This is a genomic window from Halomonas sp. KM072 (assembly GCF_050710315.1).
Classification (GTDB): Bacteria; Pseudomonadota; Gammaproteobacteria; order Pseudomonadales; family Halomonadaceae; genus Vreelandella; species Vreelandella hamiltonii.
The window spans coordinates 3,371,084-3,395,838 of the sequence record NZ_CP136132.1 but is presented as its reverse complement, the minus strand read 5'-3'; the positions used below and the strand labels follow the sequence as shown (position 1 = coordinate 3,395,838).

General features: G+C 59.6%; 22 protein-coding genes and 1 other RNA gene. 12 read left to right on the top strand and 11 right to left on the bottom strand.

The genetic code is table 11. The features are described from left to right. Nucleotides 1-54 precede the first annotated feature (54 nt). Nucleotides 55-1,392 carry a Xaa-Pro aminopeptidase gene (gene pepP / locus RVM26_RS16135; RefSeq protein WP_498939676.1) on the bottom strand — a complete coding sequence of 446 codons (1,338 nt, stop codon included), beginning with the start codon at nt 1,390-1,392 and terminating at the stop codon, nt 55-57. Nucleotides 1,393-1,428: 36 nt separating this feature from the next. Continuing rightward, nucleotides 1,429-2,007, bottom strand: coding sequence for a UPF0149 family protein (locus tag RVM26_RS16130; protein ID WP_081193777.1), 579 nt, complete (start codon nt 2,005-2,007; stop codon nt 1,429-1,431). A gap of 168 nt (nt 2,008-2,175) precedes the next feature. Between RVM26_RS16130 and RVM26_RS16125 the strand changes: the two genes are divergently transcribed. From RVM26_RS16125 to RVM26_RS16115, 3 genes are all read left to right on the top strand, one after another. Beyond that, the gene (locus tag RVM26_RS16125; RefSeq protein ID WP_039179187.1) at nt 2,176-2,484 is read left to right on the top strand and encodes a cell division protein ZapA; all 309 of its coding nucleotides are present in this window, start codon (nt 2,176-2,178) and stop codon (nt 2,482-2,484) included. A 59-nt stretch (nt 2,485-2,543) separates the two neighbouring features. Continuing rightward, nucleotides 2,544-2,725, top strand: a non-coding RNA gene (gene ssrS / locus RVM26_RS16120) — 6S RNA. Nucleotides 2,726-2,745: 20 nt separating this feature from the next. Further along, nucleotides 2,746-3,366 carry a 5-formyltetrahydrofolate cyclo-ligase gene (locus RVM26_RS16115; RefSeq protein WP_498939674.1) on the top strand — a complete coding sequence of 207 codons (621 nt, stop codon included), beginning with the start codon at nt 2,746-2,748 and terminating at the stop codon, nt 3,364-3,366. Nucleotides 3,367-3,765: 399 nt separating this feature from the next. On the opposite strand, the gene ilvA is transcribed toward RVM26_RS16115, so the two are convergent. After that, a complete protein-coding gene (ilvA, locus tag RVM26_RS16110; RefSeq protein WP_039179180.1) occupies nt 3,766-5,280 on the bottom strand; it encodes a threonine ammonia-lyase, biosynthetic in 1,515 nt (504 codons plus the stop codon). Between the two features lie 157 nt (nt 5,281-5,437). Between ilvA and rpiA the strand changes: the two genes are divergently transcribed. Continuing rightward, on the top strand, nt 5,438-6,112 hold the full coding sequence (rpiA, locus tag RVM26_RS16105) for a ribose-5-phosphate isomerase RpiA (protein WP_039179177.1): 675 nt from the start codon (nt 5,438-5,440) through the stop codon (nt 6,110-6,112). Between the two features lie 30 nt (nt 6,113-6,142). Here the strand turns inward: rpiA and waaA are convergent, their stop codons facing one another. The 3 genes from waaA to RVM26_RS16090 are packed head-to-tail and all read right to left on the bottom strand — an operon-like array spanning nt 6,143 to nt 9,961. Next, nucleotides 6,143-7,444, bottom strand: a complete 1,302-nt coding sequence (waaA, locus tag RVM26_RS16100; RefSeq protein ID WP_287807573.1) for a lipid IV(A) 3-deoxy-D-manno-octulosonic acid transferase — start codon at nt 7,442-7,444, stop codon at nt 6,143-6,145. Next, on the bottom strand, nt 7,444-8,874 hold the full coding sequence (gene hldE / locus RVM26_RS16095) for a bifunctional heptose 7-phosphate kinase/heptose 1-phosphate adenyltransferase (protein WP_498939671.1): 1,431 nt from the start codon (nt 8,872-8,874) through the stop codon (nt 7,444-7,446). The genes waaA and hldE overlap by 1 nt, the downstream gene beginning before the upstream one ends. Then, on the bottom strand, nt 8,864-9,961 hold the full coding sequence (locus RVM26_RS16090; protein ID WP_498939669.1) for a glycosyltransferase family 9 protein: 1,098 nt from the start codon (nt 9,959-9,961) through the stop codon (nt 8,864-8,866). The genes hldE and RVM26_RS16090 overlap by 11 nt, the downstream gene beginning before the upstream one ends. On the opposite strand from RVM26_RS16090, the gene RVM26_RS16085 reads away from it, so the two are divergent. After that, entirely contained in the window at nt 9,960-10,703 is a 744-nt protein-coding gene (locus RVM26_RS16085) for a 3-deoxy-D-manno-octulosonic acid kinase (protein WP_498939667.1), read from the top strand. The two genes, RVM26_RS16090 and RVM26_RS16085, sit on opposite strands and share 2 nt — an antisense overlap. Here RVM26_RS16085 and RVM26_RS16080 read toward each other — a convergent pair. Beyond that, entirely contained in the window at nt 10,685-11,803 is a 1,119-nt protein-coding gene (locus tag RVM26_RS16080) for a glycosyltransferase family 4 protein (protein WP_498939665.1), read from the bottom strand. The genes RVM26_RS16085 and RVM26_RS16080 overlap by 19 nt on opposite strands. An 84-nt stretch (nt 11,804-11,887) precedes the next feature. Here RVM26_RS16080 and RVM26_RS16075 point away from each other — a divergent pair, with 84 nt between their 5' ends. Then, on the top strand, nt 11,888-12,955 hold the full coding sequence (locus RVM26_RS16075; protein WP_498939663.1) for a glycosyltransferase family 9 protein: 1,068 nt from the start codon (nt 11,888-11,890) through the stop codon (nt 12,953-12,955). Here the strand turns inward: RVM26_RS16075 and RVM26_RS16070 are convergent. After that, the gene (locus RVM26_RS16070) at nt 12,893-13,654 is read right to left on the bottom strand and encodes a glycosyltransferase family 2 protein (protein WP_498939661.1); all 762 of its coding nucleotides are present in this window, start codon (nt 13,652-13,654) and stop codon (nt 12,893-12,895) included. The two genes, RVM26_RS16075 and RVM26_RS16070, sit on opposite strands and share 63 nt — an antisense overlap. 145 nt (nt 13,655-13,799) lie before the next feature. On the opposite strand from RVM26_RS16070, the gene RVM26_RS16065 reads away from it, so the two are divergent. Then, entirely contained in the window at nt 13,800-15,452 is a 1,653-nt protein-coding gene (locus tag RVM26_RS16065; protein WP_498939659.1) for an alkaline phosphatase family protein, read from the top strand. 19 nt (nt 15,453-15,471) lie between these two features. On the opposite strand, the gene waaF is transcribed toward RVM26_RS16065, so the two are convergent. Then, nucleotides 15,472-16,491, bottom strand: coding sequence for a glycosyltransferase family protein (gene waaF / locus RVM26_RS16060; RefSeq protein ID WP_498939658.1), 1,020 nt, complete (start codon nt 16,489-16,491; stop codon nt 15,472-15,474). Next, nucleotides 16,484-17,440: an ADP-glyceromanno-heptose 6-epimerase gene (gene rfaD / locus RVM26_RS16055; RefSeq protein ID WP_287805853.1), complete on the bottom strand. Its 957-nt coding sequence runs from the start codon at nt 17,438-17,440 to the stop codon at nt 16,484-16,486. The genes waaF and rfaD overlap by 8 nt, the downstream gene beginning before the upstream one ends. A gap of 109 nt (nt 17,441-17,549) precedes the next feature. Here rfaD and glyQ point away from each other — a divergent pair, with 109 nt between their 5' ends. From glyQ to gmhB, 5 genes are all read left to right on the top strand, one after another. Continuing rightward, on the top strand, nt 17,550-18,521 hold the full coding sequence (gene glyQ, locus RVM26_RS16050) for a glycine--tRNA ligase subunit alpha (RefSeq protein WP_287805855.1): 972 nt from the start codon (nt 17,550-17,552) through the stop codon (nt 18,519-18,521). Then, nucleotides 18,521-20,587 (top strand): glycine--tRNA ligase subunit beta, encoded by a 2,067-nt coding sequence (glyS, locus tag RVM26_RS16045; RefSeq protein ID WP_287805857.1) that lies wholly within the window; start codon nt 18,521-18,523, stop codon nt 20,585-20,587. The genes glyQ and glyS overlap by 1 nt, the downstream gene beginning before the upstream one ends. A 179-nt stretch (nt 20,588-20,766) precedes the next feature. Continuing rightward, complete coding sequence (locus RVM26_RS16040) at nt 20,767-21,360, top strand: BUD32 family EKC/KEOPS complex subunit (protein ID WP_498939655.1); 594 nt, start codon at nt 20,767-20,769, stop codon at nt 21,358-21,360. 41 nt (nt 21,361-21,401) lie between these two features. After that, the gene (locus tag RVM26_RS16035; RefSeq protein ID WP_498939653.1) at nt 21,402-21,575 is read left to right on the top strand and encodes a hypothetical protein; all 174 of its coding nucleotides are present in this window, start codon (nt 21,402-21,404) and stop codon (nt 21,573-21,575) included. A 28-nt stretch (nt 21,576-21,603) separates the two neighbouring features. Further along, complete coding sequence (gene gmhB / locus RVM26_RS16030; protein WP_498941787.1) at nt 21,604-22,176, top strand: HAD family hydrolase; 573 nt, start codon at nt 21,604-21,606, stop codon at nt 22,174-22,176. A gap of 157 nt (nt 22,177-22,333) precedes the next feature. Here gmhB and gyrB read toward each other — a convergent pair whose 3' ends face one another. Next, complete coding sequence (gene gyrB / locus RVM26_RS16025) at nt 22,334-24,754, bottom strand: DNA topoisomerase (ATP-hydrolyzing) subunit B (protein ID WP_039179113.1); 2,421 nt, start codon at nt 24,752-24,754, stop codon at nt 22,334-22,336. Nucleotide 24,755: the final 1 nt, after the last annotated feature.

The window sequence follows — 24,755 nt, the reverse complement described above, 5'->3', positions numbered from 1 at the left end:
CGTAACCCATAACGTAATTTACATAATGGCTTCATCGGTTTTGTCGACTGGTCACTATTTAGCCACCAATCGTTCGATGGCCTCGACCTGCTTGGGAACCCCATCGGTGATCACCTCTCCCCCAAGGGCAGTGACCACCACGTTGTCTTCGATACGAATACCGATCCCACGGTAAGCCGTAGGAATATCGTCATCACAAGGGATATACAGGCCGGGCTCAATGGTCAGTACCATGCCCGGTGCCAGCGGCCTGGGCGTGTTTTCATCGAGTCGATAAGTCCCCACATCGTGGACGTCCAGACCCAGCCAGTGCGACGTGGAGTGCAGATAAAAGCGTCGATAGCTCTCGTCATCGATCCGCGCCTGCACCTCGCCTTCCAAAAGCCCCAGGTCGATGAGGCCCTTGGTCAAATCGTGCACGACCCCTTGATGAATATCGGCCAGGGTAGCGCCTGGAGCGACGGCGTTCACAGCGCGCTCCTGAGCCTCCAGCACCACCTGGTAGAGCGCTCGCTGGGCATCGCTGAAGCGACCGGAGACCGGGAAAGTGCGGGTGATGTCGCCAGCGTAGAGATCGAACTCGGCGCCCGCATCGATCAGCACCAGCGCCCCTGCCTCCAGCGCATCGCTGTTTTCAATATAGTGCAGCACACAGGCGTTGGCGCCGCCGCCCACGATGGTGCTATAAGCGGGACCACTGGCCCCTTGCCACATGAACGCATGCTCCAGCTCGGCCTGAAGCTGATACTCATGCAGCCCTGCCCGGCAGGTGTGCATGGCACGCACATGGGCCTGAGCAGAAATGGCCGCCGCGTGGCGCAGCAGGGCGATTTCGGCCGGACTCTTGAACAGCCGCATCTCATGGATGAGTGGACGGCAATCCAGCCAGCCTTTCAAGGCAGGCTTGCCTCGGCGCACGCCCGCCTGAGCCTGGGCGAGCGCCTCTTCCAGCAGGCTGGTCGCTTCGGGATTGTCCAGCGGCGCGTAGAGCAGTTCGCGGCCATCGAGCAGCGCTGCCAGTTGCACATCGCGCTGGGCGTTCTCGAAGGCCTGGTCGATCCCCAACTGCTGCTCCACCCCGCCTGCACCCAACCGACGGCCCGTCCAGGCCTCCAGCGTGGGGTCCCGGTCCTGGCAGAACACCACGCTGCTGCCTTCGGCACGCCCAGGCAGCAGCACCAGCAGGCCGTCGGGCTCTTGCAGGCCCGTAAGGTAGTAAAAGTCGCTCTGCTGTCGGAAGCGGTATTCGCTGTCGTGGGAGCGCGTCACCAGCGACGCGCCGGGGATCAGCATCGCCGCGTTCGGCGGCAGCTGGGCCATCAGCGCCTCACGCCGCTGGCGGTACTCGTCGGGCCCAATGGGCGCGGGGCGCGGCAATAGCTCAGGCAACATAGTGGCTCCTTGCATATCCTGAAGAACAGTCAGATATCAGTGGACGGGGGCGTCGACCTGCTCGACCTGGGGCTGGCCCGGGTGCTGCTCGGTATACAGCAGCATGGCCGCCATCCGTGCGTGCTCGGTCAGGGCAAACAGATCGTTCTCGTTGTCCGGGCTATCGTCGATATCGGTTTCGATCTGACTCAGCCCCGCCAGGTCTTCGATGGCCTCACGCAGGGTCTGCGACCAGCGCTCTCGCAGCGTGTCATCGGCCACTTCTTCGACGACTTCCATGAAGCCCAACGTCCACTCCTTGAGCCCTTGGGCCTGCTCGGCAAGCGAAAACAGCTCATCCGGCAGCAGCGGCGCGTAGTTCATATCGCTGGCGCTCAAGGCTTCCAGCGTCTGGCGTCGCCAGCCCAACAGTCGCTCTGCGCTTGCCTGATCGCGGGGTTGCTCGACACCAAGCCCCAGGCAGACCTCTTCCAGCCACCCTTCGGCGCTCACGTCACGTAGCGCCAGCAGGCCACACAGGCGCCCATCCAGAAAAGCGGGAGACTGCATGCTCCCGTGCAATAAAAATACATCCGCCACGTCAGAAAAATCCTGGCGCTCGTCAATCAATGACATGTTTTGTGCTCGCTTTAGCAAAAGTCAGAGTAAGATTCTGCGCAGAGCGCGGCCGGTACGTGCGTTGACCCCGTACGAGCGGCTCTCTTATAGTGAATATCGTCTATCCATCCTATTTATGTGATGTTAACGCATTGGGGCCCTGACTGGCCCGTGCTGGAGTCAATGATGAGTACCGCCAAGCGGCCAACGAAAGAGATCACCCTATTGGGGCGCAGCTATGTCATTGCCTGCGATAGCGGTCAGGAGGTGCAGCTGGAGCGCGCCGCTCGCTACCTGGACAGAGCCATGCACGGTATTCACGCCCAGAGCAGCGTGTTGGGCAACGAGCGCATTGCCATCATGGCCGCCTTGAACATTACCCATGAATTGCTGGAAGCGCTGGACGAGCACCGCGCGGGTGAGGCCAACCTGAGCCGCCTCAATGAGCGCCTCGAACGAGCGTTGGCAGGTACTCGCAAGCCAACGGACGCGTAAAGAGAGCCGTTCGGGGCATGGATGCTTTGGCATTGGCAGCGCCTCTGTTAGGATAGGGACGTTCTCTGGAATGTGCGCCAGTCGTTATAGTCCCTCGAGCCTATACGCAGTACCAGGGGGCCAAATGCTAGCCAGACCCGTGTGCATGTCCGTGCGTCGGAAAGCCTGACGGTCTGGCTGCGGCCACCCACCTGAACCAATAGGTTCAGGGCCAGAACGACAGCGGCATTCTGGGGAACACTTCAACATGGCCTGATAGCGATGACGCATACGACGCCCGATGAGAAGCAGGCCCTGCGCCGAGAACTCAAACGGAGACGCAAGGCGCTGACCGCCAGACAGCAACGGCAGGCGGCCCGCTCACTCTGCCAGCGCCTGAGGCGTCAGCCCGAAATCAGACGCGCCAAACGCATCAGTCTCTACCTGCCGATCCATGGCGAAATCGACCCGACACCCCTGATCGACTGGCTTCGCCAGCGACGCACCACGATCTACCTTCCTGTGCTACGCCCTTTCAGCGCCAACAGCCTATGGTTCGTGCGTTACGACCAGCATACCCCCATGGTCAAGAATCGTTTCGGCATTGCCGAGCCCTGCCCACGGTTTGCTGCCCACCGTGGCCATCGGCTACCCGCCTGGGCACTGGATACGCTGATCGTACCGCTGGTCGGGTTCGACCAGCAGGCCAACCGCATGGGCATGGGGGGAGGATTTTACGACCGCAGCCTGGCCTTCATGCGCAGACCTGGCCCGGCTCCCGCCTTGATTGGGGTGGCGCACGCTTGCCAACAGGTCGACCAGCTGCCGTTGGAGCCCTGGGATATTCCGCTCACGGCCGTGGTCAGCGATCAAGCCACGGTACGCCCCATAAAAAAGGGCTGATCCATGATCAGCCCTCTTGTTTGACCTTTTGCAGGCTCGCGACGTCGATACCGCTCTACCCTGCTACCATCGGTCAACTTCCCGATATTGCCTGGGCATAGCCAGTCGCCAAAACCCCCAGTAGAAACACCACGGTTAGCGCCATGACCATATCAGGTTTTCTTCGCCGCATGCCTAATCTCCAACGTCTTTCCAAATGCCGGTAGCCCTGGGTGCGTCACCAAGGGGTTGCCTTTGGAAAGATGACACACCTCATTATTTTCGCCGACGACTATAGGGCTATAAGGGGGGCAGTGACAACCGCTATTGGCACTATTTTCACCCCTTAATTAAACGTTTTAGTCTTGCGAACCTGGCGGGCAGTCCTTGTCTGCGAAGTTAGCAAACACTTACATTCATTTACGCCATGAAAAGCCGATAGGCGGGATTGTCGCTCTCCTGCCAATAGCGGTAACCAATGGCATCCAGGTACTCGGTCACGTGGGTTCGGTCCTCACTGGGCACCTGCATGCCCACCAGCACACGGCCGTAAGCGGCGCCGTGATTACGGTAGTGGAACAATGAAATATTCCAGTCATGGGGCAGTTGGGTGAGGAAGTTCATCAAAGCCCCTGGGCGTTCCGGAAACTCGAAACGGTAAAGCTCTTCCTCGAAGTGCTCGCTGGGACGACCACCACTGAGATGGCGAATATGCAGCTTGGCCAATTCGTTATCGGTCAAGTCCTCGACCTGATACCCGCCTTCGCGCAGCTTTTCGATCACCGCCAGGCGGTCTTCGCCTCCTGGTTTTACCTGCACGCCAACAAAGATATGGGCCTCGCTGTCATCGGCATAACGGTAGCTGAATTCGGTCACCATACGTTTGCCCAGCGTTCGGCAGAACTTCTTGAAGCTGCCAGGCTTTTCAGCAATGGTGACGGCCAGAATGGCTTCACGTTGCTCACCCAGCTCCGTCCGCTCGGCAATATGCTGCAAGCGGTCAAAGTTGGTGTTGGCTCCCGAATTGATGCACAACAGGGTTTCTCCCTCGGCACCGGTCTGCTGCACGTATTTCTTCAGGCCGGCCAACGACAGCGCTCCAGACGTTTCCGCCACGGCACGGGTATCTTCAAAAATGTCCTTGACCGCCGCGCACATCTCGTCGGTGTTCACGGTAATGACATCGTCGATCAGGTCACGCACCAGAGAGAACGGCACGTCGCCAATTTGCGCCACGGCCACGCCTTCTGCAAACACGCCCACCTGCTCCAGCACGACGCGCTCTCCGGCCTCCAGAGCCGCTTTCAAGCAAGCACTATCCTCGGCCTCGACGCCAATGATCTTGATGTCAGGACGCAGGTATTTCACGTAGGCCGCCACCCCGGCAATCAGCCCACCACCACCTACCGGGATGAAAATCGCATCCAGCCGCCCGCTGTGCTGGCGCAGGATCTCGACCCCGATGGTGCCCTGGCCCGCCACGACGTCGATATCGTCAAACGGCGGAATATAGGTGTAGCCATGCTCCTTGATCAGCTCCTGCGCATGCTCGGCTGCGGCGGCAAAGGCGTCGCCCTTCAGCACCACTTTTGCACCCCGCGCACGTACCGCCTGCACTTTGATATCCGGCGTGATGCGAGGCATCACGATGACGGCCTTCACGCCCATCAATTTGGCCGCCATGGCCAAGCCCTGTGCATGGTTGCCCGCCGAGGCAGCAATCACCCCTTTGGCTTTCTGTTCTTCCGTGAGCTGGGCCATCTTGTTGTAGGCCCCGCGGATCTTGAACGAAAACACCGGCTGCAAGTCTTCGCGCTTGATCAAAATCTGGTTGTTGAAACGACGCGACAAAAAGGGAGCGGGGGAAATAGGCGTCTCGCAGGCCGCTTCGTAGACACGGGCCTGGAGAATCTTTTTGACGGTTGCTTCGAGCATGCTGATATCCCGGAAAAATGGCGTGACCCTGGCGGGTGCGAACAAAACCTCTATTGGTAGCAGATGACAGCCGCCAACGTCTAGCGGCGTTGCCATCGGCAGCGGGCGTTCAGGCCGTTATACTAAGGACGACTGCCCACCCTGATTGGACTCCATCATGACACAAGACGAACTAAAAGCCGCTGTCGCCGATGCCGCGCTCGATGAAATCGAGCCATATCTCGAAAAAAGCACCGTGCTGGGCATTGGCACCGGCTCCACCGCCAACCTGTTCATTGATCGTTTGGGCGCGTTACGCGACCGCTTCAAAGGGGCCGTGGCCAGCTCAGAGGCCAGCGCAGAGCGCTTGAAAGCACAGGGTATCGAGGTCTTCGAACTCAATCACGTTGGCAACGTCCCCTTTTACATCGACGGTGCCGACGAAGTGAATGCTCACTTGCATATGATCAAAGGTGGGGGTGCCGCACTGACGCGTGAAAAGATCGTCGCCGCCTGCGCCGAGCGCTTCATCTGTATTGCCGATGGCTCGAAATACGTCGCCCAGCTCGGCAACTTTCCCCTGCCGGTAGAAGTGATTCCCATGGCGCGCTCTTATGTGGCCCGCGAGCTGGTCAAACTCGGTGCCGAACCCGTTTACCGTCAGGGCGTCATCACCGACAACGGCAACCAGATCATCGACTGCTTCAACTTCATGATCGACGACCCGGTAGCCATGGAAGCGCGTATCAATGGCATCGTCGGCGTAGTCACCAACGGCCTGTTTGCTGCACGCGGTGCCGATGTATTGCTGCTGGGTAAAGCGGATGGCGTAGAGCGCACGGCCTTACGCTGAGCACTCGCCAAAGCCAGGCACTGGCCAAGACTAATCCCGGGCCAAAGCCAAGCACCGGCCAAGCCCATCCAACGTGCGCCAAAGCGCCCCACGCTGGGCTGTGATTGCCGCTTGCCCAGCCAGCCCGCGCTGCCTGGCACACTCAGGGTTGGTGATGTGTTCTACCAGAACGCTTGCCAGCGCATCTGGCGTGTCAACCACCGTCAGTGCCTTGGCCGCCAAGAGCGGCTCGGCAACATCGCTGAAGTTCTCCAGCGACGGACCACACAGCACGGGCTTACCCAGCGCAGCAGGTTCCAACACGTTGTGCCCGCCCAGTGGCACCAGACTCCCCCCCACATAGGCGACGCTGCCCGCAGCATACAGCGTCGCCAGCTCGCCCAGCGTATCCCCCAGGTAGATCTGGGTGGCGGGTGTAACGGGCTGTTGCTGGCTTCGACGACTGACCTTGAACCCTTCACGCTCACACTGGGCCGCCACTTCATCAAACCGCTGTGGATGCCTGGGCACCAGCACTAACAGCGCCGCGGGGAAGCGCGAAAGCAATTGGCGATGGGCAGCCAGCAGCAGCGCTTCTTCCCCGTCTCGGGTAGAGCCAGCGACCCACACGGGACGCTGACCCCACACATTAAGTAAGTACTCACTCTCTTCCAATAGCCTTTCAGGAAAGGCTTGTTCGAACTTCAGCGACCCCACCACGGTGGTCGATTCAGCCGCACAGCCCAGCGCGTGAAAACGCTCGGCGTCCTCTGGCGACTTGGCGGCCAGCCACGTCACGTTGGCCAAGGCCCCCTGCATCAGCGGGCGCAAACGCTGGTAGCGGCCAAACGCGCGGGGCGATAGTCGGCCGTTCACTACGGCAACGGGCACCGCCTGCCGATGGCAGGCGTGAAGCAGGTTCGGCCACAGCTCGGTTTCAAACAGGATGGCAAGGTCCGGCTGTACGCGAGCCACAAAACGCCTGGCCGCGCCCGGAAAATCCAACGGCAAAAAACGGTGGGCAAGGCGCGTCTGGTCGGCAGTCTCCTGTTCTGCTATCAACGCCTGTGCCTGTCTGGCACCGGTAGCCGTCATGGTGGTCAGCAGCAGGCTGTGGTGAGGAAAGCGCGCCAGCAGCCCTTCGATCAGCGGGCGGGCAGCGCGTACCTCACCTACCGAGGCACAGTGCAACCAAATGCGCGGTGGGGGCGGCAGCGGTTCGAGGCACAACCCCAGCCGCTGGAGCCGTGAGTAAGTGGGCACTTGCTCACGCCAGATGCGCCAGCCAATCAGCGGCGCTAGCCCATAGAGCGCCGCCGAATAGGCCAGCCGTGGCCAGCGGGGGGCTGCCATTAACTTTCGCGGTCCAGAATGGAGCTGATCATCGCCGTGGTGGAAACTCCATCTTCAAAGCCCAGCACTTTCACCTCGCCACCGTTGGCAATCACGGCGCTGCCGCCAGCAATGTCTTCGGGGCGGTAGTCGCCGCCTTTGACCAGGATATCCGGCAGTACTTGCTCGATCAGGGCGGCAGGCGTGTCGTCACTGAACGGTACCACCCAATCCACCGCGCCGAGCCCCGCCAGCACCTGCATCCGTCGGTTTAGCGGGTTAATGGGGCGCTTAGGCCCTTTCAACCGGCCAATGGACGCATCATCGTTCACCGCCACGACCAGCCGGTCACCCAGGCGCTTGGCCTGTTCCAGGTAGGCCACATGGCCTGCGTGGAGAATATCGAAGCAGCCATTGGTCATCACCACCCGCTCACCGCGCAGCTGCGCAGCGCGAACGGCATCGACCAGAGGCGCTGGCTCGATCACGCCGAACTCGGCCAGCTTGTCGCTATGCAGCGCGGTGTAAAGCTCGGCAATGGAGAGCGTTGCGGTACCCGGCTTGGCCACCACCAGGCCTGCGCCCAAGTTGGCCAGCATCATGGCTTCCGGCAGCGCATGGTTAGCGGCCAGGGCCAGGCCCATCAGGCCAATCACGGTATCGCCAGCCCCCGTGACATCGAACACTTCCTGGGCACGGGTGGGCAGGTGCAGCGGTGCATGGCCTTCACGGATCAGCGTCATGCCCTTCTCGCTGCGGGTAATCAGCAGCGCTTCCAGTGCCAGCTCGGCACGCAGCGCTTCGCCACGCTCGGCCAGGATAGCGTCGGTGGCGCAGGGGCCCGCCACGGCCTCGAACTCGGCCAGGTTAGGAGTGATCAGGCTGGCTCCCCGGTACTTGGTGAAATCCTGCCCCTTGGGGTCGATCAGTACTCGCTTGCCGTGCTGGCGAGCCATCTCGATCAGCCGCTCCACTTGGTTAAGCGTGCCTTTACCGTAGTCCGACAAAATCACCACGTCGCACTCGGGCAGTGCCTTTTCTACTTGTGCCAGCAGAGCGCTGGTATCCACACTGTCGAGGTGCTGTTCAAAGTCCAGGCGCAGCAGCTGCTGGTTGCGGCTCATCACGCGCAGCTTGGTGATCGTGGGAATCTCGGCACTGCGCTGAAAGTAAGTGCTTACATCAGATGCAGCCAGGCGTTTGGTGAGCAGCTCGGCATTCTCATCCTCGCCCACCACGCCCGCCAGTGCCGCATAGCCGCCTAATGACGCCACGTTGAGCGCTACGTTGGCTGCGCCACCGGGGCGGTCGTCGGCATCTTCCACGCGTACCACGGGCACCGGCGCTTCTGGGGAGATCCGCGAGGTGCCGCCGTGCCAGTAGCGGTCGAGCATGACGTCGCCTACCACCAGTACGCGGGCATGTTCCAGGGCGGTTAAATCAACTTTCATCCGAGGGTCCTGTTGTGGTCTGCGCTGCGGTGTGCGCCAGCAGCGCGTCTAGCTTGGCAATCACATCGTCAGCCTTGATCAAGTCCATGGCATCGGCATGGCGTACTCGCTGCCCCCAGCTCACCTCGTCCACCGATTTATGCAGGTAGGTGCGTACCGCATCGGGGTAGGCATTGACGGCAAAATCGCGCCACAAGTAGGGGGCGGCCCGCTGAGGGTTGGTGGTGGCATAGAGGCCAAGCGTCGGCGTGCCCATGGCGTTGCCCATATGCGCAGGACCCGTATCCGGGGCAATCACCGCGCGGGCGTTATCGATCAGCGCCAATACGCCTTTCAACGAGGTGCCGCCAATGGCGTTGATCACGCTACCTGACTGGCAGAGCGCTTCGATATGGTCACCCATTTCCCGCTCAAGCGGGCTGCCGCCACCGGTGAGTACGCTCTTCAGACCGTGCTGTACCCACGCGTGTTCAATCACGCTGGCGTAGCCTTCCACCGACCAGTTGCGGAAGTTGCGCAACCGCGCGTTGCTACAAGGGTTGATCACCAAATAAGGGGCGTCGCCGCTGATAGCGCGGGCTTCCTCATAGGCCACTGCGGGCACCGTGAGATTCCACTCCAGACGCTCATCTTCGACGCCCAGCAGACGCGCAAAATCCATGAACGACTCCAGCACATGGGCGTTCTCGTGGGGGGCTAGCTGGTGCTGGGTGAACCAGTGCTGGGCGTCCTTGGCACGGGCCTTGTCATACCCTATCCGGACGCTGGCTTTAAGCCCGAGCGAGAGCACGCTGGCGCGAATGGCCTGCTGCATATGCAGCAGCACATCGAAGCGGGTATCCGCCAGTTCGCGCCAGATAGCGCGCATGCCGGAGAGCCCCGTCGATTTGTCGTACACAACAAACTCGACCCCGGAAAGCCCGGCCAGTAAACTGTGCTCCCCCTTGCCGATAATCCAGGTAATGCGCGCGTTCGGCCACTGGCGCTGCAACGCTCGCACCGTGGGCACGAGATTGCACACGTCTCCCAGAGCGGAGAGGCGCAAAATGGCAATATGGTTTGGTTGAGCAGGCAGAGAGGGCTTCATGCGCTTAGCGGCACTCCAGCAGAAAAATGGGCTGATTTTACATGATGCAGACAGTTTAAGTGACGCCTGCGTATCACACCAACTGTCCTCCCCGACTCACCCACTGAGCACGGCGCTGTTCGAGGCAGATTACTGGCAATCGCAAGGCCTGGTAGTCGGCGAAGCACCTGGCCGGGGCAGCAGCCTGTTCCTGCAAGCACGCGACCACGAGCAGTGGGTGCTGCGCCCTTACCAGCGCGGCGGGCTCATCGCCAAGGTCAGCAAGCAACGCTATGTCTGGCTGGGGGCAGAGCGCACACGAGCGTTTCGTGAAGTGCGCTTGACCGCCGCGCTGTATGAGCAAGGGCTTCCCGTGCCTCGCCCAGTGGCCTGCTGCGTCACTCGGTTCGGTTTGACCTATGAGGCGGCCCTGCTGACCGTACGCATCCCGGGCGCCCGAGCGCTCGCCTCCTTACTGAGCGCCGAAGAGGCAGACGAGGCGCTGTTGATGCGCGTAGGCGCCATGATCAAGCGGTTTCACCAGGCAGGGCTCGATCATGTGGATCTCAACGCCCGTAATATTCTGGTGGATGAGGCTGGCAAACCCTGGCTCATCGATCTCGACCGCTGCCGACTGCGCCCGCCAGGCAAATGGCAAGCGGGCAACTTGCAGCGGCTGGAACGGTCTGTGGTGAAGTTTGCCCCTAGCCAAATGGAAAACCTGATGGCACCGCTTTACGCAGGCTATGCCGACACTGAGTAGATCTCCATTAAGCGCTTCACGTGCTGCTTGTTACTGAAGTGCTCCTCGACGCGCCGCCGCGCGGCACGCCCCATGGCTTGACGTGTGGCCGCATCACGAATGAGCGTGTCCATGGCATCGCGCCAGGCAGGCACGTCAAACGGGCCTACCAACACGCCGGAATCAGCATCCACTAGCTCCGGCAACGACCCGGTATTCGAGCCAATGATCGGCATCCCACAGGCCATGGATTCGATGATGGTCAGGCCGAACGCTTCGTTTTCCGAAGGAATGCACACCACATCCAGCACGGGCAAAATATCCGTCAGGTCACTGCGATGCCCTAGAAAGGTGATTTTATCCGCCAGCGGCGTGCCCGCGATGGTGCGCTGCAGCTCGGCATAGAACGCTTCCACGCCACCTGACGCATAGTCAGTGCCACCGATAGAGAGCGCATAAAAGTGAAGCGTGGGGTCAAGCGCTAGCAGTGCGTTTACCCAGACATCCTGCCCTTTGCCAGGCGTCACTCGGCCCGGAAGCCCGATGAGCACCGCGTCTGCCGGCACACCCAGCGCTTCACGCTTAGCCGTAATGGCGGCAGGGTCACGATTGGGCTGGTACTTATCGATATCGACTCCGTGGGGCAAGCAAACCACACGCTCCTGGGGAAGCGGTAAATTGCGGACATTACGCTGATGCGTTGCTTGGCTGATAGAGAGCACAAGATCCACACTGCCATAGGCAACACGATGATAAGGGCTTTTTTTGGGGCGCTGCCCACCCACGTGATCAGTGTAAATTATTCTTAGTTTTGGTAGCAGTGCTTTTAACAGCGTGGTGAGGCGTAAATCACTCGATTTATGGCAGTGAATGACGGAGATATTTTCCTCCTTCAACCAGCGGCGTATCGACAGCAGGTTGACCAGCGCCTGCCCGTTGCTCGCAAAGGCCTTATACGGCACTCCGTTGCGCTGCATGTAAGTTTCTACCTTGCTGTCTTTCAGGCAGATGCCGATGACGTCCCAACCTTCCGCCAGCAGGTGTTCTATCACCCGGTCTACGTATAGCTCCATTCCGCCTTTACCATCGGAAAGACACAGTTGCAGTACCTTCTTCGCCATCGCTTGCCCTACCTAGCCGCCCACTGTTAAACAATCCTTACAATCTCTTGTAGTATACAGGCTGCTATTAACGGGGCCTAAATCATGGCGCAGAGACTGCTTGTCGTGCGTAACGACAAAATCGGCGATTTTATGTTGGCGTGGCCAGCCTTGGCGTGTTTGAAACAGGCATCGCCTGCGCCCCACGTGACGGTACTGGTGCCTGCCTATACGGCCCCGTTAGCCAAGGCGTGCCCATGGGTAGATGAGGTCATTATCGACCCTGGCAGCCAGGCCGATAAAGCGGCGCAGCAGGCGCTATTGTTTCACGTGAAACAATCGAAATTCGATGCACTGCTAACGCTGTTCTCGACACCGCGCATTGGTTGGCTAGGCATGAAAGCAGGCATTCCGCTGCGCGTTGCCCCGGCGACCAAGTGGGCGCAGGTGTTCTATAACGTACGGGTACGCCAGCGCCGCTCGCAATCAGCAAAGCCGGAGTACCAGTACAACGTCGATCTGGCCTGTGAGCTGCTGGCACGCCTTTCGCTGAAACTCTCTACCCTGCCTTCACCACCCTTCTGGCCGATGGATTTCGCGCAGCGTTATGAACAGCGACAAACGTTGATAAACGATACGTCAGAGCGCGTGGTGGTAGTTCATCCTGGCAGCGGCGGCTCGGCGGTGAATCTATCGGTAGCGCAGTACGCCGAGTTGATTACTCACGTTCACCAGCAGTGCCAGCACCTACCACTACGCTGGCTGATCAGCGCTGGCCCCAGTGAGCAGCCTCAGGCACAAGAGTTGAGGGAGCAGCTAGCCAAACAGGGTGTTGAAGCAGACCACTTCCCCGACACCGCAAGTGTCGACGCCTTTGCCTTACAGCTAGGCGGAGCGGACATGCTGATTGCTGGCTCGACCGGCCCGCTGCACATTGCAGGCTGCCTGGATATCGCCACGGCGGGCTTTTATCCGGCCAAGCGCTCAGCCACGCCGCTGCGCTGGCAAACCTGCAACCGGGCGGAAAAGCGCCTGGCGTTTAGCCCGCCTTCAGGCGCTGACACACAGGACATGACTGCCATCGATCTCGACGCGGCAGCCCACCAGATCTCAGCGCTGCTTCTCGGAGGTCTGCGTACGAACCCAGAGATCCGCGTACTTAGCGAAGGTTGAGTGAGCGGACAGCAGGGCTAACAACAGCCCCTGCTTGCCATCTTTAAACCCCGCCTTAAGCACATACATTTTGAGAAAGCAGGCCAGCCCGTGGCTAATGCCCTGCCACAGCGTGGCCGTTTTCCCCTGTGCGGCGCGCTGCTCTGCCCAGGCCTGGGCGTAATGCGCAGATTTTTCAAGATAGTGGCGCAGGTCGCGGTAGGTGTAGTGAAGCAGGTCGCCGGATAACGGCTTTTCGGCAAGGCCTGCGTCGACGACCAGCTTCTCGTGCACCAACGCGGCGTTATACCCTGCCTGACCTTTCGGGTAGAGACGCAGCACTCGGTCTGGGTACCAGCCCGAGTGGCGAATGAAACGGCCAAAACACCAGGAGAGCCGACTCACGCTATAGGCAGCAGGCGGCTGCTGAACGGCGGCCTGAATGCTGTCACGCAATTCAGGGGTCACGCGCTCATCGGCGTCGACCATCAAAATCCACTCACTGCTCACCAGGGATTCTGCTCGCTGGCGCTGAATGCCAAAGCCTTGCCAATCGGCATTAACGCTCACATGGTCGGTAAATTCACGCGCAATCGCGCAGGTGTCATCCTGGCTACCCGCATCCAGCACCACGATTTCGTCGGCCCAGGTCAGCGTTTCCAGGCACTCACGTAAATGGTGCGCTTCGTTTTTGACTATTAACACAGCGGAAATAGACACGGTTCACCTTTGCCCACTTGGTTTAAGACCCATGGCCATGGTGCTCATTACCATGGCGCGTTTAGTTGCATGCTAACACGGCCACAGCGTGCGACTTTTGATAAGCTGAACCACTCATTTAGCACGTTCTGAAAAGGGATACAGGATGCCCCCCTTAAGGTCACTCAAACTTACCCCCTGGCTGCCTCTGGTTGTGATTGGCCTCAGCCTCGGCTATGCCGTTACTGTGCTAACTCGCCTGCCCTGGTGGACACTCTTTTTGACCGCAGCCGTATGGATTGGGGTCGGCCTCAAGCTGCGCTGGGGTGCTCCCTTGAATGCCCGCTACCGCCCCGTCTGGCCATGGTCGCTGCTACCGCTGAGCTTGTTTGGCATTTACGTCTACCTGGTCGACAGCTTTGGCAGTGTGGACCTGGGCGCGGTATTTTTCCATCTGCAAGCGGGCATGGCCGACCATGGCGGTGGCGGCAAAATGGTCATGGCAGTGGTGTATACGCTGGTCGTGCTCGCCATGCTGATCTCCGTCCTATATATCGCCCGTCACGACCAGCGCTGGCGTTTGACCGAACGCTTTTTTGCCATTGCCTTGTTAGCCGGAAACCCGCTGCTATATGGGCTGGGGCAACGCAGTGCCGCCATCGTGACCGATGACGGGGCCTGGCTGGATCGACGCTACGTTCAGCCGCCGCTGGAAGACCAGCCCGGCGCTCCTAACTTGCTGCTCCTCTACCTGGAAAGCATCGAGCGTACCTATCGTCACGACATATTCGGCAACGCCTACGATGACCTTGAGGCACTGGGGGAGCGTGGCATCGTCTTCGAAGGCGTGCAACAAATGGACAACACCGGCTGGACCATGGCCGGGATGATCGCCAGCCAGTGCGGCGTTCCCCTGATGCCTGCTGGCCTGTTGCATGACAGCCAGTTCGAACCCCTCTCCCAGGTCGTGCCTGGCGTAGACTGCCTGGGCGACATTCTGGCGGGTCAAGGTTATCGGCTCAGCTATCTGGGTGGCGCCAGTACGCAGTTTGCGGGGAAAGGCCTCTTTTACCGAGGGCATCAGTTCGACACGGTCAAGGGCAAGGAGGATTTCATCACGGACATGGAGGACCCCGAGTATCTCAATAGCTGGGGCCTCTATGATGATACCCTCTACGACTTCACCGTCGACGAAATACGCCGCTTGAACCGTGAAGACGATGGCCCCTGGGCAGTGGTCAACCTGAGCATCGCAGGCCATGCCCCCAGCGGCTTTCCCGCCCAGCGCTGCATCGACCGTCAAGGGGCCTTCGATGGCCAGGACATTCTTTACTCCGTGGAGTGTTCGGCCTGGCTGGCCCGCGATCTGATCGAACGGCTGGAAGCAGAAAACCTGCTGGAGAATACGCTGGTGGTGGTGCTCAGCGACCACCTGACCATGCGCGTGTCGGTATGGGACCAACTGACGGAACTGGATCGCGACAATACCATGATCATGCTGGGCGACAGGGTGACTCCCCAGCGGATACGCCGCGAAGCCACCATGCTGGATGTGTTTCCCACCATACTGGACGCCATGGGATTACCGCTACACGAAGGCCGAGCAGGCCTTGGCACCTCCCTGTTGGGCCGCCGTCCTACCTTGGCGGAAAACCACGGACTGAAGACGCTCAATGCCCGTCTGCGCGAAGAAACAGCGCTTCAGCATCGCCTATGGGAAGGCCTCGCCCCCCAGCGCAGAGAGCCTGAGGAGAGCTCCTCGGCGCAAGTCATGGAGACCCCGGCCGATCAAGCCGAGGAAGTCGAGATCCTGCACTGACAACGCCTTCGTCAGCCCCTCACGGCAGGTCGGCGCAGATCGACTGATAGACGCGCTCGACGGGCAAATCGTTGAGACAGTTGGTATGACCCAGCGGGCACACTCGCGCGAAGCATGGCGAGCAGGAGAGCCCCAGGTAGTGAATGGACGCCTGTTCGGTGAGAGGCGGCGTATAGGCAGGAGACGACGAACCATACAGTGCCTGAATACGCACTCCGACCGCTGCCGCCACGTGCATCAGGCCAGAGTCATTGGTGACCACCTGACGGCAGTCGGCCAACAGATCGACGGCGTCGGCCAGCTGGGTTTTCCCGCACAGGTTGTGTGCATGCGACAGCCCCTTCACGATCGCCTGCCCCGCCTCACGGTCTTTTGCGCCACCCAGCACGCGCACCTCAAAGCCGTCTTTGACCAGTTTTGCCGCCAACTGATGAAAATAGGCCAATGGCCATTGCTTGGCCGGCCCATACTCAGCGCCTGGCATCATGCCGATTGCCGGGCGGGAAGAGAGCGCGTGGCTCAGCCGCAGATTCACCAAGTTGTCACGGTCAATGGTGAGCCTGGGCTTGGGAATGGCAAACTGGCCAGTTTGCGCTTCAGAGGCAGGAAGCCCCAGCGAGACAAAGCGCTTGACGGTCTGATCCAGCACCTGTTTATCCAGCTTGCGGCGCTCTTTCAGCAGCCCGTAGCGGTGCTCCCCCAGGAACCCTACCCGCTCAGGGATCCGTGCCATGAAAGGCGCCAGCGCCGCCTTCCAGGAGCGCGGCAGCACAATGGCGCGGTCAAAGCGGCCCCGCAGCCGAGCGGCCAGCTCCCGCCGACTCGCCAGGCCAAATTCACCATGGCCGACCTCCAGTGGCAATACCTCATCGACTTCGGGCATGCGCTCGAGAATCGGCTGCGACCAGGCCGGGGCCACCACGCCCAGCGTGGCCCCGGGGGTGCGCGCCTTCAAGGTCATGAACAGGCTTTGCGCCATGACCATATCGCCGACCCAGGAAGGGCCGACCACCAGCAGCCGCTTGGCAGAGTCAGCCATTCAGCCACTCCAGATAGGCCTTGACCCCCTGAGCCACCGTCTTGAACTCGACATCACATCCCGATGCTCGCAGGTGGCCGATGTCCGCACGGGTATAGCTCTGGTAGCGCCCCTTCAGCTCCTGGGGGAACGGGATATAGTCGATTTCGCCCTGACCATAGAAATCGATCACCGCTTCACCAATCGCCTTGAAGGGTTCGGCACGGCCCGTACCCAAGTTGAAGATGCCTGACGCGCTGGGGTTGTCCAGGAACCAGAGGTTCACGTCGACCACATCGCCGACGTAGACAAAATCGCGACTCTGCATGCCCGCCTCATAGCCGCCGTAAGCACCGAACAGCTTCAGCGTTTCGCCGTTACGGATCTGCAGGTGGTTGTGGTACGCCACGCTGGCCATCTTGCCTTTATGCTGCTCTCGCGGCCCGTAAACATTGAAGTAGCGGAAGCCCACCACCTGCGTGGTCATCTCGTTCCAGCGCGAGCGTACGTGCTGATCAAACAGCAGCTTGGAGTAGCCGTACACGTTGAGCGGCTTTTCATACTCTGGCGCTTCCTTGAACACCTCGCTGCCGCCGTAGGTGGCCGCTGACGAGGCGTACAGAAACGGAATGCCCAGCTTCTCGCAGTAGTTGAGCAGCACCTTGGAGTACTCGAAGTTGTTCTCCATCATGTAGTGGCCGTCCCACTCCGTGGTATCCGAGCAGGCACCCTCATGGAAAATCGCATCGATGGTCGGCAGGTCCACCGTTTCACCGCGCAGCGCGGCTTTCACCCGGGCAATGAAATCATCCTTGTCCAGGTAGTCGGCGAGCGTGCAGTCCGCCAGGTTGACGAATTTGGTGCCATCGCGCAGGTCGTCGACCACCATCACATCGTCACGGCCACGAGCATTTAGCGCTTTGACAATATTGGCGCCGATAAACCCGGCGCCGCCTGTTACCACGATCATCTCGTTCTCCTTATCAAAAGCGGCTGTTTTGCTAACGTGCCTATAACCCATCTGCCTGTAATTGTATACTTGACGGCTTATGAATTCATGGCCAACGGTGCTTTCCGCGATGAGTGTCTCGACAAACCAATCGACACCCGATGTGTCGACCTTTCAAGGCTTGATCCTTGCTCTGCAACAGTACTGGGCAGAACAGGGCTGTGTGATTCTCCAGCCCCTCGATATGGAAGTCGGCGCGGGCACCTTCCACCCCGCCACCTTCCTGCGGGCGATTGGCCCCGAAACCTGGAACGCTGCCTATGTGCAGCCTTCCCGCCGCCCCACCGACGGCCGCTACGGCGAAAATCCCAATCGCCTGCAGCACTACTACCAGTTTCAGGTGGTGATGAAGCCCTCCCCCAGCAATCTGCAGGACCTGTACCTGGGGTCACTGAAGCGCCTGGGCCTCGACCCGCTGGTTCACGACGTTCGCTTCGTGGAAGACAACTGGGAATCCCCCACGCTCGGGGCCTGGGGCCTGGGCTGGGAAGTATGGCTAAACGGCATGGAAGTCACCCAGTTCACCTACTTCCAGCAGGCGGGCGGCATCGAGTGCTACCCCGTCACCGGCGAGCTGACCTACGGCCTCGAGCGTATCGCCATGTACCTGCAAAACGTCGATAGCGTTTACGATCTGGTCTGGGCCATTGCGCCGGACGGCAGCAAGGTCAGCTACGGCGATGTTTACCTGCAAAACGAGCGGGAGCAGTCAGCCTACAACTTCGAGCACGCCGACGTCGACCAGCTCTTTGCTGCCTTCGACCATCAGGAGAAAGAGTGCAGCAAACTGCTGGCCGCCAGCCTGCCCCTGCCCGCCTACGAGCAAGTGCTCAAGGCGTCGCACACCTTCAACCTGCTGGATGCGCGCCACGCCATCTCGGTCACCGAACGTCAACGCTTCATCCTGCGTGTGCGGACCATGGCCCGTGACGTGGCGACCGCCTACTTCGAATCACGCAAAGCAGCAGGGTTCCCCATGGCGCCCGAGGCATTGCGCCGTGAACTGTTACCCGAGCTATTCGCCGATCAGGGAGACGCATGATGGCCGTTGATACGCTTTTACTGGAACTGGGTGCCGAGGAGCTGCCGCCTACCGCCCTGGACGCGCTCTCTGATGCGTTTGCTGCGGGTATTGAAAAAGGTCTGCAGGAAGCAGAGGTTCCGTTTCAGTCCGTCACTGCCTATGCAACACCGCGTCGCCTGGCCGTCCAGGTATCGGGATTGGCCGACAAGCAGCCGGATCGTGAAGTGGAGCGCCGTGGTCCCGCGCTGGCCGCCGCATTCAAGGATGGCGTGCCCACCAAGGCCGCCGAAGGCTTTGCGCGCTCCTGTGGCGTCAGCGTGGATGAGCTGATTCACCTGGAAACAGACAAAGGCACCTGGCTGGGCTTCCAGGAGCAGCAGCAAGGCGAGAGTGTCCAAGCACTACTGCCAGAGATGATTCGCAAGACGCTTCAGTCGCTGCCGGTGCCCAAGAACATGCGCTGGGGCGCGTCTCGTGTGGAGTTCTCCCGCCCGGTACACTGGCTGGTCGCCCTGTATGGCAAGGAAGTGATTGCCGCAGAAGCACTAGGCCTGCAGGCCAGCCGCACCACCTACGGTCATCGTTTCCACGCCCCGGATGCGATCCAGCTCGAACACGCCGACGATTATCTGGCAGTACTGGAAAACGCCTACGTGCTGGCCGACCGTCAGCAGCGCCGCGAGCGTATTCGTGAGCAGGTGCTGGCCGAGGCAGAAGTTCAGGAAGCCAATGCGGTCATCGATGAAGACCTGCTGGTCGAGGTCAGCGGTTTGGTCGAGTGGCCCGTGGCATTGACCGGCAGCTTCGATGAGCGCTTTTTGGACGTGCCCGCCGAGTGCCTGATCTCCTCCATGAAGGCCAACCAGAAATACTTCCATCTGCTGGATGACCACGGCAAGCTCAAGCCGCTGTTCATTACCATTTCCAACATCGAAAGCCAGGACCCTGACCAAGTCATTGCCGGCAATGAGAAGGTCATCCGTCCTCGCCTCGCGGATGCTGCGTTCTTCTACGATACCGACCGCAAAAAAACGCTGGCATCGCGCATTCCTCAGCTGGAAAGCGTCGTGTTTCAGCAGCAGCTCGGCACGCTGGCAGACAAGGCACGCCGCAGCACGGCCATTGCTACCTTCATCGCCGAGCGCATCCAGGGGGATGTCGCCCACGCTCAGCGTGCCGTGGCACTGGCCAAATGCGACCTGGTCACTGAGATGGTACTCGAGTTCCCCGAGCTGCAAGGCATCATGGGCCGCTACTACGCCGAGCAGGATGGCGAGCCTGCCGAAGTAGCCCAGGCACTGGAAGAGCAGTACCTGCCGCGCTTTGCCAGCGACGCCATCCCCGCCAGTCTGACTGGCCAAGCACTGGCCCTGGCAGACCGCCTGGATACGTTGGTGGGCATCTTCGGCATCGGCCAGCGCCCCACGGGCGCCAAGGACCCCTTTGCCCTGCGTCGCGCGTCCATTGGTGTGCTGAATATCCTGGTAAAAGGCGAGCTGAACCTCGACTTGCGTGAACTGCTGCAGGTCGCCGTCGACCAGCACCAGCAACTGCCCAAAGCCGAAGGACTGGTAGAGGAAGTGCTGACCTACATGCTCGACCGCTTCCGCGCTTGGGGGCAAGACGAAGGCATTACCCCCGAGATGTACCTGGCCGTGCGTGCTCGTCCCGTCAGCAAGCCGCTGGATTTTGCGCGTCGGTTACGTGCCGTCAAAGCCTTTGCCCAGCGTGAGGAAGCCACCGCTCTGGCGGCTGCCAACAAGCGTGTCTCCAATATCCTGAGCAAGCAGGCGCACGATGGCAGCACGCAAGTCGATACCACCCTGCTTCAGGAGAGCGCCGAGCAGACACTGGCGGAAGCCGTCATCCACTGCCAGCAGCAGGTAGCTCCGCTATTTGCCGCCGGTGAGTACCAGCAGGCCCTGGACACCTTGGCAACGCTGCGTGAGCCGGTCGATACGTTCTTCGATCAGGTCATGGTCATGGCCGATGACGAGGCCGTGCGTCGCAATCGCCTTGCCCTGCTTGCCAGCCTGCAGGCTCTGTTCCTGGAAGTGGCCGATATCTCTCAGCTACCCCAGTAAGCGCCACACGTCAGAAACGCTTACAGCCCGGCCCAGGTGGCCGGGCTTTTTATTTCTTCGTGCTTGACGAAGCTTTTGTTTCACGTGAAACATCAAGGTAAAATTAATGAAACATTTCAATTGCCGCTGCGTCTGACATACCTGGCAGCTATGCACTCACGTCGCCGGGGGAGTTGGCCATGTACGATATGTTTCTTTTCGACACCTTGCCTCAGCAGCAGTCCAACATGGCGTCTTACCAGATGGCAGGACGCAAGGTATGGCTGAAAAAAGCCGCCAAACGTAACTCACGGCTGGCTTACCTGCCGCTGACCTTGATGGCGCGGTGGCTGAACATCGAAGCGCTCAAACCGGTGCCCAATCTGGGCGGCCAGGAGAGCGTGGCGCTAGAAGCCAGTCGCATCAAAGAACTGTCTGCCGCTGGTATCGCCGTACCGACCATTCTGGCAGAAACCCCTGATGCCCTATTGCTGGCCGATGCGGGCAGCGCGGAGGAACCCGCAGCCACGCTGCTGGAGAAATTGACCCAGGCGCAAACACCAGATGAAATCGACCAACTGTTAAACCTTGGGATTTCAGCGCTCAATGATGTTCATGAACGCAGCTGCTATCTTAGCGAGGCCTTTGCACGCAACATCCTGGTCAACAAAGATGGAGTCGTTTTCATCGATTCGAAACGGACCCAGAAACGGACCCAGGCCAGGTACATGAACTCACCGACTGCATGGTGCGCGATTCGCACTGTTTCATCTTTTCTCTCTATGGCAAGCTGAGCAAACGACCTCTTCATCGTAAACGCCTGACCGCAGCCCTGATGGACGGCCTGCAGGCCACCCGCCACGATGTACGCGAACGCTTTCTGGCGACCTTGCCGCGCCTGCAACGCCTCCAGAAAATTCCTTTCCAGCGCTTTGGCAGCGATGGCAAAAAGATTGCCCATACCCTGCACGCCTTGGCGCTACTGAATCAGCACCTACGCAGCAAATAGGACTTTCATGCCCTCGACGACTTCTCTGATGCCAGAACGGCTCGTGATACTTGACCGAGATGGCGTCATCAATCATGACTCGGATGACTACATCAAGTCCCTGGCGGAGTGGGTGCCCTACCCTGCTTCCATTACGGCCATCGCGCGGCTTTCACAGGCTGGTTTTACGATAGCCGTGGCCACCAACCAATCAGGTATTGCACGGGGCTATTACGATGAAGCCACCCTGGCAGCCATGCATCATCGAATGAGCAGCCTGGTAGAAGCCGAAGGTGGCCATATTGCGCACGTCGCATATTGCCCCCATGGCCCGCAAGATGACTGCACCTGCCGAAAACCGTTGCCCGGCCTACTGACGCAAATACAGCAGGCACTTGGCCTGGAACACCTGGAGGGCAGCTGGATGGTAGGTGACAGCCTGCGAGATCTACAGGCCGGAGAGACGGCAGGTTGCCAAAGTGTGCTGGTAAAGACAGGCAAAGGTGCGAGAACGCTAGCCAAAGGTGTGGGCTTGGAGAACACTCTGGTCGTCAGTGACCTTGCCGATTTCGTTGAACAGTTGTTAGCCGGAACACTAGATTCGCACGCGCGGAATCGCTAAACGGTTGTAAAGCGCCAAGCCTGATCACGCGGGACAGTTCTTCACATAAATTCCCATAAAAAAGCCGCAGTGGCGCATTGCCCACTGCGGCTTTTTTGATTCAATGTTTCACGTGAAACATTTTTCATCAATGGCCAATAGCTGGTGAAGATCAGCCTTATACGTCGAGGTTGGCCACCAGAGCGTTGGTTTCGATAAAGTCTCGGCGAGGCTCCACTTCGTCGCCCATCAGTGTGTTGAACATCATGTCAGCGGCAACGGCATCTTCAATGGTCACGCGCAGCATGCGGCGACTATCGGGGTCCATAGTGGTTTCCCAGAGCTGGTCAGGGTTCATCTCCCCTAGCCCTTTATAGCGCTGTACTGACAAGCCACGTTGGCCTTCCTGCATCAACCAGGCCAACACATCAGAGAAGTGGCTGACCGGCTTCTGACGCTCGCCACGGGCAATGTAGGCGCCCTCTTCCAACAGCCCGTTAAGCGTTTGCCCAAGCCCAGCAATCGCACGGTAGTCGGCACTTTCGAAGAAATCCAGACCCCATACATAATCGGTCGTCACGCCATGAGCAATCAGTGACACTGCGGGAAGGTGCAGACCACGCTCGGTGTCTTCCTGAAGATGGAACTGATAACGCGGGCCGCCCTCATACGCCACTTTGTCATCCATGGCTTTCTGAAGCTCGGCAATCCAGTTCTGCATGGTACCGCGATCTTTGAGGCTGGCTTCCCCTTGCAGTGCAGTGGCATGTACTGCCTGCTTCAATACCTCAATGGGGTAAACACGTGCCAGGCGATCAATCCGCTTCATGACATTGCGGTACTGATTCACCAGGGCCTCGAGCTGCGAGCCTGCGATGCCCGGTGCATCGGCATTCACATGGAGCCCTGCACCATCCAGTGCCGTCGTGGTCAGGTAGTCCACCATGGCCTGCTCGTCTTTCAGGTAGAGCTCCTGCTTGCCACGCTTGATCTTGTACAACGGTGGCTGCGCGATGAAAATATGGCCCCGCTCGATCAGCTCGGGCATCTGGCGGAAGAAGAACGTCAGCAGCAGTGTACGGATATGCGAACCGTCCACGTCGGCATCCGTCATGATGATGACCGAGTGATAGCGCAGCTTGTCGGGGTTGAACTCTTCGCGGCCGATACCACATCCCAATGCCGTGATCAGCGTGCCTACCTCGGCGGAAGAGAGCATCTTGTCGAAGCGTGCCTTCTCGACGTTTAGAATCTTGCCCTTCAATGGCAGGATGGCCTGGGTACGACGGTCACGACCCTGCTTGGCACTGCCGCCGGCCGAGTCACCCTCCACCAGGTAAAGTTCTGACTGGCTGGGGTCTTTCTCCTGACAATCAGCCAGCTTGCCGGGCAAGCCAGCAATGTCCAGAGCCCCCTTACGACGCGTCATGTCACGCGCTTTACGGGCGGCTTCACGGGCTCGCGCCGCGTCGATCATCTTGTTGACGATCGACTTGGCTTCATTAGGCTTTTCGATCAGGTATTCTGCGAACAGACGCCCCATCTCCTGCTCTACCGCCGTTTTCACTTCGGAAGAAACCAGCTTGTCCTTGGTCTGCGAGGAGAACTTGGGATCCGGTACCTTCACCGAAATGATGGCCGTCAAACCTTCACGAGCATCATCACCGGAGGTATTGACCTTCGATTTCTTGAGCAGATTTTCGGCTTCGATGTAATGGTTCAATGTCCGCGTGAGCGCTGCCCGAAACCCTGCCAAGTGAGTACCACCATCCCGTTGGGGAATGTTGTTGGTGTAGCAGAAGATGTTTTCTGTAAACGCATCACTCCACTGCATGGCCACTTCGACTTCCACCCCATCTTCCCGCTCCGCATTGAAGTGGAAAACCGGGTTGAGAACGGTCTTGTTCTTGTTGAGGTGATCAACAAAGGCTTTCAAGCCGCCCTCGTAATGGAAAAGCTCCTCCTTGCCACTACGCTCATCCATCAGGCGAATTGCAACGCCGGAGTTCAGGAAGGAGAGTTCACGTAGCCGCTTGGCCAGAATATCGTAGTGAAACTCGATATTGGCGAACGTGGCAGGAGACGGACGAAAATGTACACGTGTACCGCTTTTTTCAGTTTTGCCCACGACCCCAAGGGGAGCCTGCGGCACGCCGTGGTGATAGATCTGCTCGAATACTTCGCCTTGCCGCCAGATGGTGAGACGCAGCTCTTCTGAAAGCGCGTTAACCACCGAGACACCTACCCCGTGCAGCCCGCCAGACACCTTGTAGGAGTTGTCATCGAACTTGCCGCCTGCGTGCAGCACGGTCATGATGACTTCGGCTGCCGAAACGCCTTCGCCTTCATGCAGTTCAGTCGGAATACCGCGGCCGTTATCACTCACGGTGATCGATTCATCCGGGTGGATGACGACGCGAATTTCACTGCAGTGGCCTGCCAGAGCTTCATCGATGGAGTTATCCACCAGCTCGAAAACCATGTGGTGCAGCCCGGTGCCATCGTCGGTATCACCGATGTACATGCCCGGACGCTTGCGTACTGCATCCAGTCCTTTGAGCACCTTGATGCTTGATGAATCGTAAGCCTGCTCGCTCATT

What these genes read in the sequence shown, in the direction of transcription:
- RVM26_RS16090 (WP_498939669.1), bottom strand. Translation starts at nt 9,961, where the DNA reads ATGAAGCCCTCTCTGCCTGCTCAACCAAACCATATTGCCATTTTGCGC.
- rpiA (WP_039179177.1), top strand. Translation starts at nt 5,438, where the DNA reads ATGACACAAGACGAACTAAAAGCCGCTGTCGCCGATGCCGCGCTCGAT.
- waaA (WP_287807573.1), bottom strand. Translation starts at nt 7,444, where the DNA reads ATGGCAGCCCCCCGCTGGCCACGGCTGGCCTATTCGGCGGCGCTCTAT.
- RVM26_RS16115 (WP_498939674.1), top strand. Translation starts at nt 2,746, where the DNA reads ATGACGCATACGACGCCCGATGAGAAGCAGGCCCTGCGCCGAGAACTC.
- rfaD (WP_287805853.1), bottom strand. Translation starts at nt 17,440, where the DNA reads ATGATCGTGGTAACAGGCGGCGCCGGGTTTATCGGCGCCAATATTGTC.
- gmhB (WP_498941787.1), top strand. Translation starts at nt 21,604, where the DNA reads ATGCCAGAACGGCTCGTGATACTTGACCGAGATGGCGTCATCAATCAT.
- pepP (WP_498939676.1), bottom strand. Translation starts at nt 1,392, where the DNA reads ATGTTGCCTGAGCTATTGCCGCGCCCCGCGCCCATTGGGCCCGACGAG.
- RVM26_RS16065 (WP_498939659.1), top strand. Translation starts at nt 13,800, where the DNA reads ATGCCCCCCTTAAGGTCACTCAAACTTACCCCCTGGCTGCCTCTGGTT.
- glyQ (WP_287805855.1), top strand. Translation starts at nt 17,550, where the DNA reads ATGAGTGTCTCGACAAACCAATCGACACCCGATGTGTCGACCTTTCAA.
- RVM26_RS16040 (WP_498939655.1), top strand. Translation starts at nt 20,767, where the DNA reads ATGTACGATATGTTTCTTTTCGACACCTTGCCTCAGCAGCAGTCCAAC.
- gyrB (WP_039179113.1), bottom strand. Translation starts at nt 24,754, where the DNA reads ATGAGCGAGCAGGCTTACGATTCATCAAGCATCAAGGTGCTCAAAGGA.
- RVM26_RS16035 (WP_498939653.1), top strand. Translation starts at nt 21,402, where the DNA reads ATGGACGGCCTGCAGGCCACCCGCCACGATGTACGCGAACGCTTTCTG.
- RVM26_RS16130 (WP_081193777.1), bottom strand. Translation starts at nt 2,007, where the DNA reads ATGTCATTGATTGACGAGCGCCAGGATTTTTCTGACGTGGCGGATGTA.
- RVM26_RS16085 (WP_498939667.1), top strand. Translation starts at nt 9,960, where the DNA reads ATGCGCTTAGCGGCACTCCAGCAGAAAAATGGGCTGATTTTACATGAT.
- ilvA (WP_039179180.1), bottom strand. Translation starts at nt 5,280, where the DNA reads ATGCTCGAAGCAACCGTCAAAAAGATTCTCCAGGCCCGTGTCTACGAA.
- hldE (WP_498939671.1), bottom strand. Translation starts at nt 8,874, where the DNA reads ATGAAAGTTGATTTAACCGCCCTGGAACATGCCCGCGTACTGGTGGTA.
- RVM26_RS16080 (WP_498939665.1), bottom strand. Translation starts at nt 11,803, where the DNA reads ATGGCGAAGAAGGTACTGCAACTGTGTCTTTCCGATGGTAAAGGCGGA.
- RVM26_RS16125 (WP_039179187.1), top strand. Translation starts at nt 2,176, where the DNA reads ATGAGTACCGCCAAGCGGCCAACGAAAGAGATCACCCTATTGGGGCGC.
- waaF (WP_498939658.1), bottom strand. Translation starts at nt 16,491, where the DNA reads ATGGCTGACTCTGCCAAGCGGCTGCTGGTGGTCGGCCCTTCCTGGGTC.
- glyS (WP_287805857.1), top strand. Translation starts at nt 18,521, where the DNA reads ATGGCCGTTGATACGCTTTTACTGGAACTGGGTGCCGAGGAGCTGCCG.
- RVM26_RS16075 (WP_498939663.1), top strand. Translation starts at nt 11,888, where the DNA reads ATGGCGCAGAGACTGCTTGTCGTGCGTAACGACAAAATCGGCGATTTT.